The organism is Denitrificimonas halotolerans, assembly GCF_034259425.1.
Lineage (GTDB): Bacteria > Pseudomonadota > Gammaproteobacteria > Pseudomonadales > Pseudomonadaceae > Denitrificimonas > Denitrificimonas halotolerans.
Map to the genome: position 1 here is coordinate 229,118 of NZ_JAXIVU010000001.1, position 13,343 is coordinate 242,460.

At 46.6% G+C, this 13,343-nt stretch carries 15 protein-coding genes; 2 read left to right on the plus strand and 13 right to left on the minus strand.

Annotated elements, in window-relative coordinates:
* Positions 1 to 143: 143 nt before the first annotated feature.
* The 12 genes from TOI97_RS01075 to TOI97_RS01130 all read right to left on the minus strand — a co-directional run bounded on the left by TOI97_RS01075 (position 144) and on the right by TOI97_RS01130 (position 9,883).
* On the minus strand, positions 144 to 932 hold the full coding sequence (locus tag TOI97_RS01075; protein ID WP_321552273.1) for a TatD family hydrolase: 789 nt from the start codon (positions 930 to 932) through the stop codon (positions 144 to 146).
* A gap of 135 nt (positions 933 to 1,067) precedes the next feature.
* A complete protein-coding gene (locus tag TOI97_RS01080) occupies positions 1,068 to 2,054 on the minus strand; it encodes a DNA polymerase III subunit delta' (RefSeq protein ID WP_321552274.1) in 987 nt (328 codons plus the stop codon).
* Entirely contained in the window at positions 2,044 to 2,679 is a 636-nt protein-coding gene (gene tmk / locus TOI97_RS01085) for a dTMP kinase (protein ID WP_321552275.1), read from the minus strand. Before tmk ends, TOI97_RS01080 begins: the two co-directional genes overlap by 11 nt.
* Before the next feature lie 2 nt (positions 2,680 to 2,681).
* A complete protein-coding gene (gene mltG, locus TOI97_RS01090) occupies positions 2,682 to 3,725 on the minus strand; it encodes an endolytic transglycosylase MltG (RefSeq protein ID WP_321552424.1) in 1,044 nt (347 codons plus the stop codon).
* Positions 3,726 to 3,730: 5 nt separating this feature from the next.
* A complete protein-coding gene (pabC, locus tag TOI97_RS01095; RefSeq protein ID WP_321552276.1) occupies positions 3,731 to 4,546 on the minus strand; it encodes an aminodeoxychorismate lyase in 816 nt (271 codons plus the stop codon).
* Between the two features lie 2 nt (positions 4,547 to 4,548).
* Positions 4,549 to 5,790: a beta-ketoacyl-ACP synthase II gene (fabF, locus tag TOI97_RS01100; protein ID WP_321552277.1), complete on the minus strand. Its 1,242-nt coding sequence runs from the start codon at positions 5,788 to 5,790 to the stop codon at positions 4,549 to 4,551.
* A 100-nt stretch (positions 5,791 to 5,890) separates the two neighbouring features.
* Positions 5,891 to 6,127 carry an acyl carrier protein gene (gene acpP, locus TOI97_RS01105; RefSeq protein WP_151183787.1) on the minus strand — a complete coding sequence of 79 codons (237 nt, stop codon included), beginning with the start codon at positions 6,125 to 6,127 and terminating at the stop codon, positions 5,891 to 5,893.
* 200 nt (positions 6,128 to 6,327) lie between these two features.
* The gene (fabG, locus tag TOI97_RS01110; RefSeq protein WP_321552278.1) at positions 6,328 to 7,071 is read right to left on the minus strand and encodes a 3-oxoacyl-ACP reductase FabG; all 744 of its coding nucleotides are present in this window, start codon (positions 7,069 to 7,071) and stop codon (positions 6,328 to 6,330) included.
* Between the two features lie 13 nt (positions 7,072 to 7,084).
* Positions 7,085 to 8,023 (minus strand): ACP S-malonyltransferase, encoded by a 939-nt coding sequence (fabD, locus tag TOI97_RS01115; RefSeq protein ID WP_321552279.1) that lies wholly within the window; start codon positions 8,021 to 8,023, stop codon positions 7,085 to 7,087.
* Positions 8,024 to 8,143: 120 nt separating this feature from the next.
* Complete coding sequence (gene plsX / locus TOI97_RS01120) at positions 8,144 to 9,157, minus strand: phosphate acyltransferase PlsX (RefSeq protein ID WP_321552280.1); 1,014 nt, start codon at positions 9,155 to 9,157, stop codon at positions 8,144 to 8,146.
* 3 nt (positions 9,158 to 9,160) lie between these two features.
* Complete coding sequence (gene rpmF, locus TOI97_RS01125; protein WP_321552281.1) at positions 9,161 to 9,343, minus strand: 50S ribosomal protein L32; 183 nt, start codon at positions 9,341 to 9,343, stop codon at positions 9,161 to 9,163.
* A 12-nt stretch (positions 9,344 to 9,355) separates the two neighbouring features.
* Positions 9,356 to 9,883: a YceD family protein gene (locus TOI97_RS01130; protein ID WP_321552282.1), complete on the minus strand. Its 528-nt coding sequence runs from the start codon at positions 9,881 to 9,883 to the stop codon at positions 9,356 to 9,358.
* 188 nt (positions 9,884 to 10,071) lie between these two features.
* On the opposite strand from TOI97_RS01130, the gene TOI97_RS01135 reads away from it, so the two are divergent.
* On the plus strand, positions 10,072 to 10,872 hold the full coding sequence (locus TOI97_RS01135; RefSeq protein WP_321552283.1) for a cytochrome C assembly family protein: 801 nt from the start codon (positions 10,072 to 10,074) through the stop codon (positions 10,870 to 10,872).
* Positions 10,873 to 10,884: 12 nt separating this feature from the next.
* Entirely contained in the window at positions 10,885 to 12,141 is a 1,257-nt protein-coding gene (locus TOI97_RS01140) for an HlyC/CorC family transporter (protein WP_321552284.1), read from the plus strand.
* Between the two features lie 17 nt (positions 12,142 to 12,158).
* On the opposite strand, the gene purT is transcribed toward TOI97_RS01140, so the two are convergent.
* Positions 12,159 to 13,340: a formate-dependent phosphoribosylglycinamide formyltransferase gene (gene purT, locus TOI97_RS01145; protein WP_321552285.1), complete on the minus strand. Its 1,182-nt coding sequence runs from the start codon at positions 13,338 to 13,340 to the stop codon at positions 12,159 to 12,161.
* Positions 13,341 to 13,343: the final 3 nt, after the last annotated feature.

The following is a 13,343-nucleotide window of genomic DNA, read 5'->3' on the forward strand; positions in this document are numbered from 1 at the left end:
CACCTGCCCTACAATAGAGCAGGTGTTTCATTATTTCTTAAATCAACATGCATGCCTGCCACAGGCGACAATCAACCTAGAGCACAGCTGTTTATACAACAATCTGCTACCACTCATATGATGTGCGTAGATAAATGCTTAATTTAGCTCACTTGTACTCGCGCGAGAGGAAATAAACGCTTAAAGTTATCAGTCGTTTGCGCAGCAAATTCCGAATAATCAACACCGCGCAGCTCAGCAACAAACTTAGCCACATCCACCACATATTCAGGAAAATTTGCACGACCGCGATGCGGTACAGGAGCTAAATACGGTGAATCTGTTTCTACCAAAATACGATCACTAGGTACCTGTAACGCCACCTCTCGCAAGGCATCAGCATTACGGAAGGTAACGATGCCAGAAAACGAGATATAATAGCCTAGGTCCAACGCTGCTTTAGCCATTGGCCAGTCTTCAGTAAAGCAATGCATTACCCCTGCCTGCGGTAATGCCGCCTCACTTAAAATATCTAAAGTATCTTGCTTAGCCTCACGAGTATGCACAATAACCGGCTTGCCACATTCTCGAGCTGCAGCCAAATGCAGGCGAAAAGACTCCTGCTGCATTTGTGCAGTTTCTGCTTGGTAGTGATAATCCAAGCCCGTCTCACCCACAGCAATCACGCCAGGATGATCCAATTCATTTAACAACCATTGCATAGTCGGCTCACTACCACGACTTAAATCCAGCGGGTGCACACCCACGGAACAATCCACATCTGGAAAGCGCGCAGCCATAGCCCGCATCACAGGTGCATTTTCAACACTGATTCCAATACAAAGGAAGTGCCCAACTCCACGTTCACGAGCAGCTTGCAAAGCGCTCTCTAAGCAACCGCCATAGGCCGTTAAATCAAGACGATCGAGATGACAATGTGAATCAATAACCATAGTTACAGCCATGCTTAAAATATATGAATAAAAAAGACTTTCAGTAGCCTACAAGCCCCAAAACTTATATAAAACCTAAACTCACTTGCTTAAAGTGTGCACAACAACTTCTGCTAGTACAGAATAAGTGTTGATTTAGCGCGGCAATAAAGCCTGCCAGCGTACTAACAGTCCTTCTAATAATAAGTCTGCCCGCAAAGGCACACGACGTAGAACCTTTTGGCGGTGCTCTAAAAGCCAATCTTGGGTTTCCAAAAGACGCTCTAATGGTGCTTTTGACGCCACAAACTTTAACACCACTCTCATATCTGCTAGCCCTAACTGGCTCTCATCTTCAGTAATTTTATAGCGTAATATCAACTGCGCCCACTGACAAAACCAATCAAACAGCAACTCCTGCGGTATCTTAGCCCATGCGACAGCGAGCTCGCTGGGCGTACTTTGCTGCTTAAAAAGCTGTTTAACACCATTGACTACCTGATCACGAACCGTCAACACATCATCCGCTAGTAATTTTTTTGCATACAACGGTGCCCCTGAAGCCAGAGCAATCAAAGTGCGGCACTGTTCAACGCTTAACTCAGGCTGCTGTTCCTGTAACCAGTTCACGCTCTCTTGCTCTGTCGGCAATGGACAAGCCTGCAACACACAACGACTTTTAATCGTCGGCAACAAAAAACTAAGCTGATGACTGATCAAAACAAAAATAGTAGAACCTGCTGGTTCTTCTAAACTTTTTAACAAAGCATTTGCGGATCCAGTGGTCATCGCCTCTGCCGGCTCAACAATCACTACTTTGCGACCACCTTGCTGCGAAGTTTGCAAAATCCGCTCAACCAGATCACGTACACTAGCAATTAAAATAGCTTTACCGGCTTCCTCTGGTTCTAAGCGTATCAAGTCTGGGTGTGTATCGGCTGCATACAATTTACATGCCGTACACCGCCTACAAGGCTGTTGCGCAACCGGTGCACGGCAAAGTAAAAATGCAGCGAAACATTCTGCCAATTCACGCTTACCGCTACCAGCCGGCCCATGTAACAAGTAAGCATGCGCTTGCTGATTACGTCCCGCTAACGACTGCCAAAGCTTTGCTTGCCAAGGCAGCAATTTACTGTTCATTAGCGCGTTCAATAATTTCGAGCACATAAGGCTCTAGGTTTTGCTGCACTTCAGCTAATGATTGCTGGGCATTCACCAAGCGGAAACGGTCAGGATCATCTTTAGCACGTTGTAAATAGCTTTGACGCACAGCCTCAAAGAAAGCATGTTGCTCTTGCTCAAATCGATCTAACTTACCGCGTGCCTCAGCACGCGCCATACCATCAACAACCGGTAAGTCAAATAACAATGTCATGTCAGGACGCAAATCACCTTGAACAAACTGCTCCAATAAAGCAATGCGAGAACAGTCCAGTCCTCGTCCCCCCCCCTGATAAGCATAAGTAGCATCAGTGAAACGATCACAAATAACAATCTTACCTGCCTCTAGGGCGGGTAAAATCACTTGTGCTAAATGTTGTGCTCGTGCGGCAAACATCAATAGCAGTTCGGTATCAACTGCCATAGGTTCATCATGTTGATCCAGCAAGATACCTCGGATTTTTTCGGCTAAAGCAGTACCGCCAGGTTCTCGCGTTAATGCAACCGAAAAACCCTGCGCTATTAAGCGCTCAGCTAAATAAGCACGGTTGGTAGTTTTACCTGCACCCTCAGGCCCTTCTAAAGTAATAAATAATCCACGCATGTTTAATCCTTACTCACTGGGGCTGGACTAGAACGGTAATCAGATCGTCGTTTAAGCTGATATTCACGTACAGCTTGATTATGCTCTCTTAAAGTATTTGAGAACACGTGACTGCCATCGCCCCGAGCAACAAAATATAAACTTTTACCAGGTTTTGGATGCAGTGCTGCATGAATGGCTTCACGCCCTACCATAGCAATGGGTGTTGGCGGTAAACCTGAAATCACGTAAGTATTGTATGGCGTCGGTCGACGTAAGTCCGCACGTGTAATTTTACCGGAATAACGCTCACCCATCCCATAAATGACTGTTGGATCAGTTTGCAATAACATACCAATATTCAAACGACGTACGAACACACCAGCAATTTCCTCTCGCTCATGTGCTACACCTGTTTCTTTTTCAATGATCGAGGCCATGATTAAGGCTTCATCAGGACTTTTGTACGGCAAGCCTTCTGCTCGGCCCGCCCATTCTTCAGCAAGAACCTTTTGCAAGCGCTCACTGGCCTGATGCAAAATATCTAAATCACTTTGCCCACGCACATACTGATAAGTATCTGGGAAAAAACGGCCTTCTGGATGCACATTGGCTAGCCCTAAAGTACGCATCAATTCACTATTACTAAGCTCACCAATACTTTGCTCAAGCTTTTCTTGTTGCGCCAAAGCTTGCCGTACTTGACGAAAACTCCAGCCTTCAACCAAGGTAATCCGATGCTGCACAACATCACCGATGCGCCACTTTTCTAAAAGTTGGGCCACAGTCATATTGGGCGCTAGCTCATACTCACCAGTACGTAATGGTTGCACTTGACCTTGCAAACGCCAACCTAAACGCAACCATAGGGCACCTTTCATCACCCCTCGCTGTTCTAATTGTGCTAATAAGGCATTTGGCGTACTGCCAGCGGGCACATTTAATAGCTGTTCTCCTTCTAGCTGGAGTGACTGCTCAAGCACTTGAGTATGCTTCCACAACGCTGCCGCAACTACTGCTACAGCCAGTAAGCTCACACCTAAAAAAATTATCAATAGCTTACGCAGCACGCTTATTCACCTGTTAGATCCTTGATCATTTGTTGCAATCTACGCGTCATCTTTCCTACCGCCCAACACCGTCCTGCGTAATTACGCACTGGCCAAATACCATACAAACTGTTTGCGGTAAAAATCTCATCAGCTTGTAACATTTCAGACCTTGGAATATCTTTAACTTGCACTTCAATACCTGCAGCTTGCGCACGTGCCAACAACTCTGCACGCATCACACCTGCCACGCCACAGCGACGTAAATCTGGAGTCAGCAAGCGTTGATTCTGCACTATAAATAGATTGCTAAAAACACCGTCTACCACCCGCTCTTGCTCATCTAGCAATGCACCTTCGGCGTAAGTGGAGTCTGACCACTCTGCGCGCGCAAGCACTTGCTCTAAGCGGTTAAGATGTTTTAAGCCCGCTAGCTTAGGCTGCTGTGATAAACGTAATTGACAAGAAAAAAGTGCAATACCTTGCTCAGCATAGGCTGCTGGCCATTGCGGGAAACTTGAGGCTTGTAAAATACGTTGCACTACCGATTGCTGCGGCAAAGCATACCCACGCTGCCCCATACCACGAGTGACTATCAGCTTACAAACGCCATTACCTATGAGTTGCATATAGTCATCTAACTCACGACGCAGTAACTGCATCTCACAAGGTATCATTAAACGCTGACACCCCTCTTGCAAGCGCTCCAAGTGTCGCCCCAATAAAGCTGCGCGCCCTTGGCTCACCTTTATTGTCTCAAACAGACCATCCCCATACGCTAGGCCACGGTCAGCCACATCAATCGATGTTGCTGGCTGACCGTTAATCCAAGCCTGCACCTTTAATGATACCGACGCAGCAATAACGAACCATTAGTACCACCAAAACCAAAGGAATTGGACAGTACGGCATCAATCTTCATAGGCTGCGCTTGATGTGGTACAAAGTTTAGATCACAACCTTCGCCAGGCTCATCTAAATTAATCGTCGGCGGAGCAACTTGATCACGAATAGCTAAAATACTAAAAATAGCTTCAACAGCGCCCGCTGCACCCAATAAGTGCCCAGTCATAGATTTGGTTGAGCTGACTGCAAGCTGCTGCGCGTGATCTTTAAACACACTCTTAATTGCATTCACCTCAGCCAAATCCCCTGCCAAAGTCGAAGTGCCGTGTGCGTTTACATACTGCACCTCCTCTGGGTTCATCCTAGCATCACGCAGTGCACTGGCCATGCAACGTGCGGCACCATCACCCTGCTCAGGCGGTGAAGTCATATGAAAAGCATCAGCGCCCATACCAAAACCAGCAACTTCAGCGTAAATTGTTGCACCACGGGCTTTTGCATGCTCCAACTCTTCCAAAATTACAGTTCCGGCGCCATCCGATAAAACAAAACCATCACGACCTGCATCCCACGGTCGGCTTGCACCTTGCGGGTCATCATTGCGTGTCGATAACGCACGTGATGCAGCAAATCCACCAAGCCCTAACCCACAAGCAGCCATTTCCGCACCGCCTGCTAGCATGACATCAGCTTCTCCGTAAGCAATATTACGAGCAGCCATACCAATGCAGTGTGTCCCCGTAGTACAAGCCGTAGCGATGGAGTAGTTCGGCCCTTGCAAACCCATTTGGATCGACAACACACCAGAAATCATATTAATAATAGAGCCTGGCACAAAGAAAGGTGAAATACGACGTGGGCCTTGCTCCAATAAAGTTTGGCAAGTGTTTTCAATATTTGTTAAACCACCGATCCCTGACCCCATCACCACACCAATGCGCTCGCGGTTCGCATCAGTTACTTCTAGACCGGCATCTCGAATAGCCTGATACCCTGCAGCTAAACCATACTGAATAAACAGGTCGAGACGACGTGCATCTTTGGCTGGCATATACTGTTCAACATCAAAATTTTTAACTGAACCACCGAAACGCGTTGAAAACGCCTCAACATTAAAGTGCTCAATCAAATTGATACCACTTTTGCCAGCTAGGATGCCTGACCAACTTTGCGCGACATCAACACCTAACGGGGACAGCATGCCTATCCCGGTAACTACGACACGTCTACGCGACATGGCGACAACCTCTTGTTTAATGCAAAATATGCTGTACAAAAAAAGCCGCACACTCGTAACAAGTCGCGCGGCTTTCGCTGTTCCAAAACAACCGGTTACATTACTGCGCGTGAGCGTTGATGTAGTCGATTGCTTCTTGAACAGTAGTGATTTTCTCGGCTTTCTCATCTGGAATTTCAGTTTCGAACTCTTCTTCAAGAGCCATTACCAACTCAACTGTATCCAGTGAATCCGCGCCTAAATCATCAACAAAAGATGCGCTGTTAGTTACGTCTTCTGCCTTAGCACCCAACTGCTCAGCAACGATTTTTTTAACGCGTTCTTCAATAGTGCTCATACCGTGTATAACTCCTAAATGGAAACTGGACAGCTCAAGCTGTCACTGATGTGTAAAAGGGTTTGCGCATTTTAAGCGAACTGCTTACCCTTTGCTAACCTCTTATTAGATTTGTTTGTATAAACACATAAACAAATCTGAATATTGCAAACCGTAATTATGACTGAAAGCATGACACTTCGGTCACAATTACAGTTATTTTAACTCATATACATGCCACCATTCACCGGAATCGTTGCTCCAGTGACATAAGCTGCTTGTTCTGATGCTAAGAAAGTGACCACATTAGCAATCTCTTCAGCTTGACCTAAACGCCCAGCTGGAATCTGAGTCAAAAGTGCTTCGCGCTGTGCCTCTGGTAGCTCACGAGTCATATCTGTATCAATAAAACCTGGTGCAACAGCGTTCACTGTAATTGAGCGAGATCCTACTTCACGCGCCAAAGCTCGACCAAAACCTTCCAACCCAGCTTTCGCTGCTGCATAGTTTACTTGACCTGCGTTCCCCATTGCACCTACCACAGAGCCGATGCTTATAATACGACCCCAGCGCGCCTTGGTCATGCCTCGCAAAACGGCTTTTGTCATGCGATATAAACTATTCAAGTTAGTATCAACTACATCAAACCACTCTTCATCCTTCATCCGCATCATCAGATTATCGCGTGTGATGCCAGCATTATTGACCAATATCAATGGCGCACCAAACTCATCTTGAATACGTTTCATTGTCTCATTCACAGATTCAGCATCACAGACATTGAGTACCATACCAGCACCCTTAATACCTTTGTCTTGCAAAGCTTGAGCAATATTTTGTGCCCCTTTTTCAGAGGTTGCAGTACCAATCACAGTGGCACCTTGCTCACCCAGCTGCAAAGCAATTGCTCGACCAATTCCGCGACTAGCGCCAGTAACAAGGGCTACTTTCCCTTCTAAGCTCATTTTAATCTCCATCTTAAAGCTGTGCAGCTACAGCTGCTGCAAATGCTTCTGGATTATCCAAGTTATAGGTGTTAACACCCTTAATGCAGCGCTTATTCAAACCAGATAGGACTTTACCTGGCCCGCACTCAACAACATCAGTGACACCTTGTGCAGCCAAGCACACCATCGACTCAACCCAACGCACAGGGCTATACAACTGAGCTAAAAGATTTTGCTCTAAAGCAGTCAAATCAGTGACCACTTCAGCATTCACATTTTGCACCAAAGCAATGCTCGGCTGCTGCCACTGAATAGCGGCTAAAGACTCAGCAAATTGCTCTGCCGCAGGTTGCATTAATGCACAATGTGACGGCACGCTTACTGGCAACGCCATCGCTCGCTTAGCGCCTCGCGCTTTGCACGCGTTAATCGCACGCTCAACGGCAGCTGCCGCACCAGCAATCACAACTTGCCCTGGCGCATTAAAATTTACCGCACTCACAACCTCACCTTCAGCTGCCTCAGCACAGGCAGACTGCACATCTGCATCATCCAAGCCTAAAATAGCAGCCATACCCCCCACGCCAGCAGGTACTGCTTCTTGCATCAACTGACCACGACGTTCAACCAAACGCACGGCATCTGCTAAAGAGATGCTATCGGCAGCAACTAGAGCTGAATACTCACCCAAACTGTGCCCTGCAACATACGCTGGACGTGCAGCCGAGTGCGCGCTCCATAAACGCCATAACGCCACAGATGCAGTCAAAATTGCTGGTTGGGTTTTATCTGTTTGATTTAATACTTCTGCAGGGCCCTGCTGAGTCAGCGCCCATAAGTCATAGCCCAAAGCTTCGGAAGCCTCAGCAAAGGTATCAACTACAACTGACTCCGCAGCACCAATGTCTGCCAACATACCAACAGCTTGAGAGCCTTGACCTGGGAATACAAACGCAAGAGAAGCCTTCATAAAAATAATTACCTGTCATTCAATAAGAGAAGTTTGCCACGCCTAAGACATGAATAACAAACCGACCATTGGATGATAAGCCTCATCCATCCGTCACACTTTTATTACACTATGCAGCTTTCAGACTTGGCTAAATGCTTGTAAGCGCTCTTGTAGACGCTGAGCCAACCCCTCTTTTGCTGCCGTATAAGCTACGCTAATCGCGGCCTGAAAGGCTTCTTCAGAAGCATTACCATGACTTTTCACTACAATGCCATCAACACCTAACAAACAAGCCCCATTGTAACGTTCTGGCGCGATTTCTGAACGCAAAACCTTAAGCAAAGGCGCTGCAAGCCAAGCTAATAACCAAGCACGCACGCCTCGCCCAAGACATTGTTTGGTGCGAGCAGTGATCAGTTGCGCCAAGCCTTCGCTAGACTTAAGTAGCACATTACCAACAAAACCATCACATACCACTACATCAGCATCACCACGAAAGACACCATCACCTTCAACATAACCAACGTAGTTAATCTGCGGCATTGCTTCTAATTCAGCTGCAGCCAACTTCACCTGCTGATTTCCTTTAATCGCCTCACGCCCGACATTAAGCAGTGCAACACGCGGCCGAATAAGCCCTCGCGATTGCACAGCTGCCGACCCCATGACAGCAAATTGCACCAACTGTTGCGCACTGACATCAACGTTAGCTCCCAAATCCAATAAATGGGTTTCACCCGTCAAAGTCGGCAGTGCAGTCATAATTGCCGGACGATCGATATAAGGCAAGGTATTCAAAACATGCTTAGCCAAAGCCATCAACGCACCTGTATTACCAGCGCTGACACAAGCATGCACTTGCTGATCACGAACCATCTGCAAAGCAATGCGCATTGAGGAGTCTAACTTATGTCGTAAAGCGTAGGCAGGATTTTCGGCCATCGATATGCTTTCACTAGCATGCTTGATGCTGATTCGCGCATGGTTGGCCTGAGGGGTTTGAGCCAAAATAGACTCAATGTTGGGTGCATCACCAACAAGCACTAAATGCAGTTCTGGATACTGTACTAAACTTTTCACACATGCAGATACAACAAGACGGGGACCATAGTCCCCGCCCATTGCATCAACTGCTATAACTAAACCGGTCAAGGTTTACTCAGCAGAATCCTTCGCGATCACTTGACGACCACGGTATACACCATCAGCGGAAACATGGTGGCGTAAACGTACGTCACCAGTGCTCTGCTCTACGGTTAACGCGCTTGATGTCAGTGCATCGTGTGAACGGCGCATACCACGCGCTGAACGGGATTTCTTGCTCTTCTGAACAGCCATAATTATAAACTCCTAAACGTTTGGGTCTCGCTTTAACTGCGCCAATACACTGAATGGGTTGGACCTTTTAACCGCATCCTCGTTCGACTCGGACTCTAGGAGTCCAGCCGGTTGCTGGCATTCTTCAGGTGGGTGCATGGGTATAATTGGTAAAGATAATAACAACTCATCTTCAATCAATGTATATAAATCCAGAGGCTCATCACCTACTTCAAGTACGTCATACCCTTGGGGGAAGTGTAACTCATCTGTACCAGGGTTAACGATGGCATATAGATACTCACCGCCAACAGGTATAACCGCTTCATCCAGGCAACGCTGGCAGATCATCCTAACCTCCGACTCAAGCTTTAATCGCATTACTGCAACTTTCTGTTGGTCGCGGCTAAACTCAAACGCTGCCTGAACATGTCCGGCAGTGTCTGTCAGCAGTTCGCAGACCCTAGAAAATTGCTGCAAAGGTAGCTCTCCACTTAAGGAGATACTACGATCTGCAAATTTTCGCGGATCAACGTGAGGAGGAATCGGTACATTTGTCATAGGCGCGGTATTTTATGGATAGACTCACCAACTGTCAAAGGATATCGTCCTATTTACTGATTAGCCCATTGCTTAGCGTGAAAAAGACTGGGAATATTGCCTAACTCAGATCAGTGGCGTAAATATTGTTTCTACGCTGCTGTATTATATGCCAAACTCAATCTATATCATTTATTGTACAAGGTATTATGTCCTCTCTGCTTTTTAGTCTGTTTGCTGCAGTTTTTTATGGTGCCACCTGCTTTTACTTGGTGAGCTGTCTTGGGCAACGGGTATCTTTTAATAGAGCCTTAGTGACGGGGCTGACTCTACTCGGGTTTATCGGTCATGGTGGCCATTTGTTTGCTACGCTACTACTTGAACAAGGCTTAGTGCTTAGCTTATTTAATTCAGCTAGCTTAATTGCCTTTTCAATCATTGGTTTTGTTTTACTGTGTTTAACACGCATTTCTGCCCACATACTGCTCTTACCTCTACTCAGTCTTGGTGCAGTCACAGCGCTCAGCGCGCAATTTTTGCCGCACGGTCATACCCAACCAATCAATGAAGCTCCAGGCATCTTAGCGCATATACTATTTTCTATTCTGGCTTACGGTATGATCACAATAGCCCTTTTTCAGTCTATTATTTTATTGGTACAAGAACGTCAATTACGCAAACGTCCCGTATCCACACTTATCAAAAACTTTCCACCACTGCAAAGCATGGAAAGCTTATTATTTGGTTTTTTATGGGCGGGATGGTTACTACTTTCTTTGTCTTTACTGAGCGGTTGGCTATTCCTCGACAACCTATTAGCTCAACACTTAGTGCATAAAACCCTACTGTCCTGCATCGCCTGGTTCGTCTTTGGCATTCTCCTCTGGGGACGCCACCAACTTGGTTGGCGCGGACATAAAGCTATTCGCTGGACTATTATGGGTTTTTTACTTTTAATGCTGGCCTACTTCGGTAGTAAATTAGTCCGTGAATTTATTTTAGTAATCTGAGGCCTTTTGCTTGTGGACGATATGCATCTCAGCTATCTCTTAGCCCTGCTAATTTTCTTAATTCTTTGTTCGGCTTTTTTCTCCAGTTCAGAAACGGGGTTGCTGAGCTTAAACCGCTATAGATTGCGCCATATGAGCCGCGAAGGAAATCGCAATGCACAGCGCGCACAGCGCCTACTCAATAAGCCTGACCGCCTCTTAGGCACAATTCTAGTGGGCAATAATGTAGTGAATATCTTAGCTGCATCCATCGCCACCGTTATCGCTGTGGATCTTTGGGGGGATGCTGGCGTTGCCATTGCTACCATCGCGCTCACGATCGTAGTCCTCATTTTTGGTGAAATCACCCCTAAAACACTGGCAGCTTTACGTCCTGAACTCATCGCCTTCCCCGCCAGCCGTGTTATTTTACTACTGATGACACCACTGAGCCCTGTTGTTTGGCTCACTGGCGCTATCAGCAACGGTCTATTGCGCCTCATGGGTATCGACACTCGCCACCATTCATCAGATAGCCTATCTACAGAGGAACTGCGTAGCGTGGTTCGCGAGGCTGGACAAGAGCTTCCTGGTAACCGCCAAGATATGCTACTAGGCATCCTAGACCTAGAAAATGTCACCGTAAATGACATTATGATTCCACGTAATGAGGTCTTTGGTATCGATTTAGATAGCAACCTTGATCAGATCATTTGGCAATTGCGCACCACCACACATACTCGCTTACCGCTTTATCGTGAAAATATTAACCAGATCATCGGCATCATTCATATGCGTCAAATTGCGCGCCTATTGACACTCAACAAGCTGACGCATGATGACCTCCAAGAAGCCTGCAGCGACCCTTACTTCATCCCTGAAAGCACCCCTCTTTCCACGCAATTGTTAAATTTTCAAAAGCATAAACGCCGCATTGGGATTGTTGTAGATGAATACGGTGATGTAGAAGGTGTTGTGACCTTAGAAGATATTCTCGAAGAAATTGTTGGTGAGTTTAGCGATCACGATCGCCGCGCAACTCCAGAAGTTCGTCAGCTCAGTGATGGCAGCTATACCATTGATGGTGCAGCTTATATTCGTGATATCAACAAAGCCCTTGAATGGGAACTGCCAAGTGATGGCCCTAAAACTCTTAATGGTTTAATCACCGAGATATTGGAATTTATTCCTGAAGGTGCAGTATGTATTGAAATTGGCCCTTACTATTTAGAAACATTAGAAATTCGAGACAACCGAGTCAGTCGAGCACGCCTCTGGCACGATGACTGACTCAAGTCTTAGCAGTATCAGAGCTCAACTCTGATACTGCTAATCACCTGCTGCGCCTTATGACGAGCCTCTTCTACTGTGCCTGCTTGTGCCAAAGCCACTCCCATACGGCGCTCACCTTCAACTACGGGCTTACCAAACAAACGTAACGCCGTGTCTGGCTGCAGTAAAGCACCTGCTAAACCAGCAAAAGCCGTCTGCACTGATTGACCCTGCACTAATAAAACAGCAGAAGCTGTAGGACCTTGCTGACGAATAACCGGAATGGGTAATCCAAGAATAGCACGAGCATGTAGGGCAAACTCAGACAGGTCTTGCGACATCAAAGTCACCAAACCAGTATCGTGCGGACGTGGTGAAACCTCACTGAACCACACTTGATCACCTTTAACAAAAAGCTCAACACCAAACACTCCGCGCCCACCTAAAGCCTCAGTAATTTTTTGCGCTATCTGTTGTGCAGCCTTAAGTGCCGCAGCACTCATCACTTGCGGTTGCCATGATTGCACATAATCACCGCGCTCCTGTAAGTGGCCAATAGGCTCACAAAAACTTGTACCATTAATATGTCGGACAGTCAGTAGCGTGATCTCATAATCAAAATCAATAAACCCTTCAACAATAACCCGTCCAGCCCCAGTACGACCACCTTCTTGAGCTGTTTGCCAAGATGACTCTAAATCTGCCTCACTACACAATACACTCTGCCCCTTCCCTGATGAACTCATAAGCGGCTTAACCACGCAAGGATAACCCACTTGCTGCACTGCACTGCGATACTCAGCATAATTATCAGCAAAGCAATAAGGGGATGTTGGTAGCTGTAACTCTTCAGCAGCCAAACGACGAATACCTTCACGATCCATAGTTAACTGTGCTGCACGCGCTGTAGGTATTACCGTATAACCTTCCGCCTCCAACTCAACCAAAGTTGCTGTGGCAATAGCTTCAATTTCCGGCACAATATAATGTGGCTGCTCTTGCTCAATTAACGCCCGCAATGCAGCACCATCTAGCATATTGATGACATGACTGCGCTGCGCAACTTGCATAGCTGGAGCATTGGCATAACGGTCAACAGCAATCACTTCTACCCCAAAACGCTGCAACTCGATAGCAACTTCTTTTCCTAACTCACCCGAACCGCAAAGCAATACACGCACAGCACTTGTTGATAATGGCGTTCCTATACGGGGCATTAC

Coding starts and splice junctions, on each gene's coding strand:
- TOI97_RS01130 (WP_321552282.1), bottom strand. CDS start 9,883: ATGACAAATGTACCGATTCCTCCTCACGTTGATCCGCGAAAATTTGCA.
- fabD (WP_321552279.1), bottom strand. CDS start 8,023: ATGAAGGCTTCTCTTGCGTTTGTATTCCCAGGTCAAGGCTCTCAAGCT.
- fabF (WP_321552277.1), bottom strand. CDS start 5,790: ATGTCGCGTAGACGTGTCGTAGTTACCGGGATAGGCATGCTGTCCCCG.
- TOI97_RS01080 (WP_321552274.1), bottom strand. CDS start 2,054: ATGAACAGTAAATTGCTGCCTTGGCAAGCAAAGCTTTGGCAGTCGTTA.
- fabG (WP_321552278.1), bottom strand. CDS start 7,071: ATGAGCTTAGAAGGGAAAGTAGCCCTTGTTACTGGCGCTAGTCGCGGA.
- tmk (WP_321552275.1), bottom strand. CDS start 2,679: ATGCGTGGATTATTTATTACTTTAGAAGGGCCTGAGGGTGCAGGTAAA.
- purT (WP_321552285.1), bottom strand. CDS start 13,340: ATGCCCCGTATAGGAACGCCATTATCAACAAGTGCTGTGCGTGTATTG.
- TOI97_RS01135 (WP_321552283.1), top strand. CDS start 10,072: ATGTCCTCTCTGCTTTTTAGTCTGTTTGCTGCAGTTTTTTATGGTGCC.
- rpmF (WP_321552281.1), bottom strand. CDS start 9,343: ATGGCTGTTCAGAAGAGCAAGAAATCCCGTTCAGCGCGTGGTATGCGC.
- TOI97_RS01075 (WP_321552273.1), bottom strand. CDS start 932: ATGGTTATTGATTCACATTGTCATCTCGATCGTCTTGATTTAACGGCC.
- acpP (WP_151183787.1), bottom strand. CDS start 6,127: ATGAGCACTATTGAAGAACGCGTTAAAAAAATCGTTGCTGAGCAGTTG.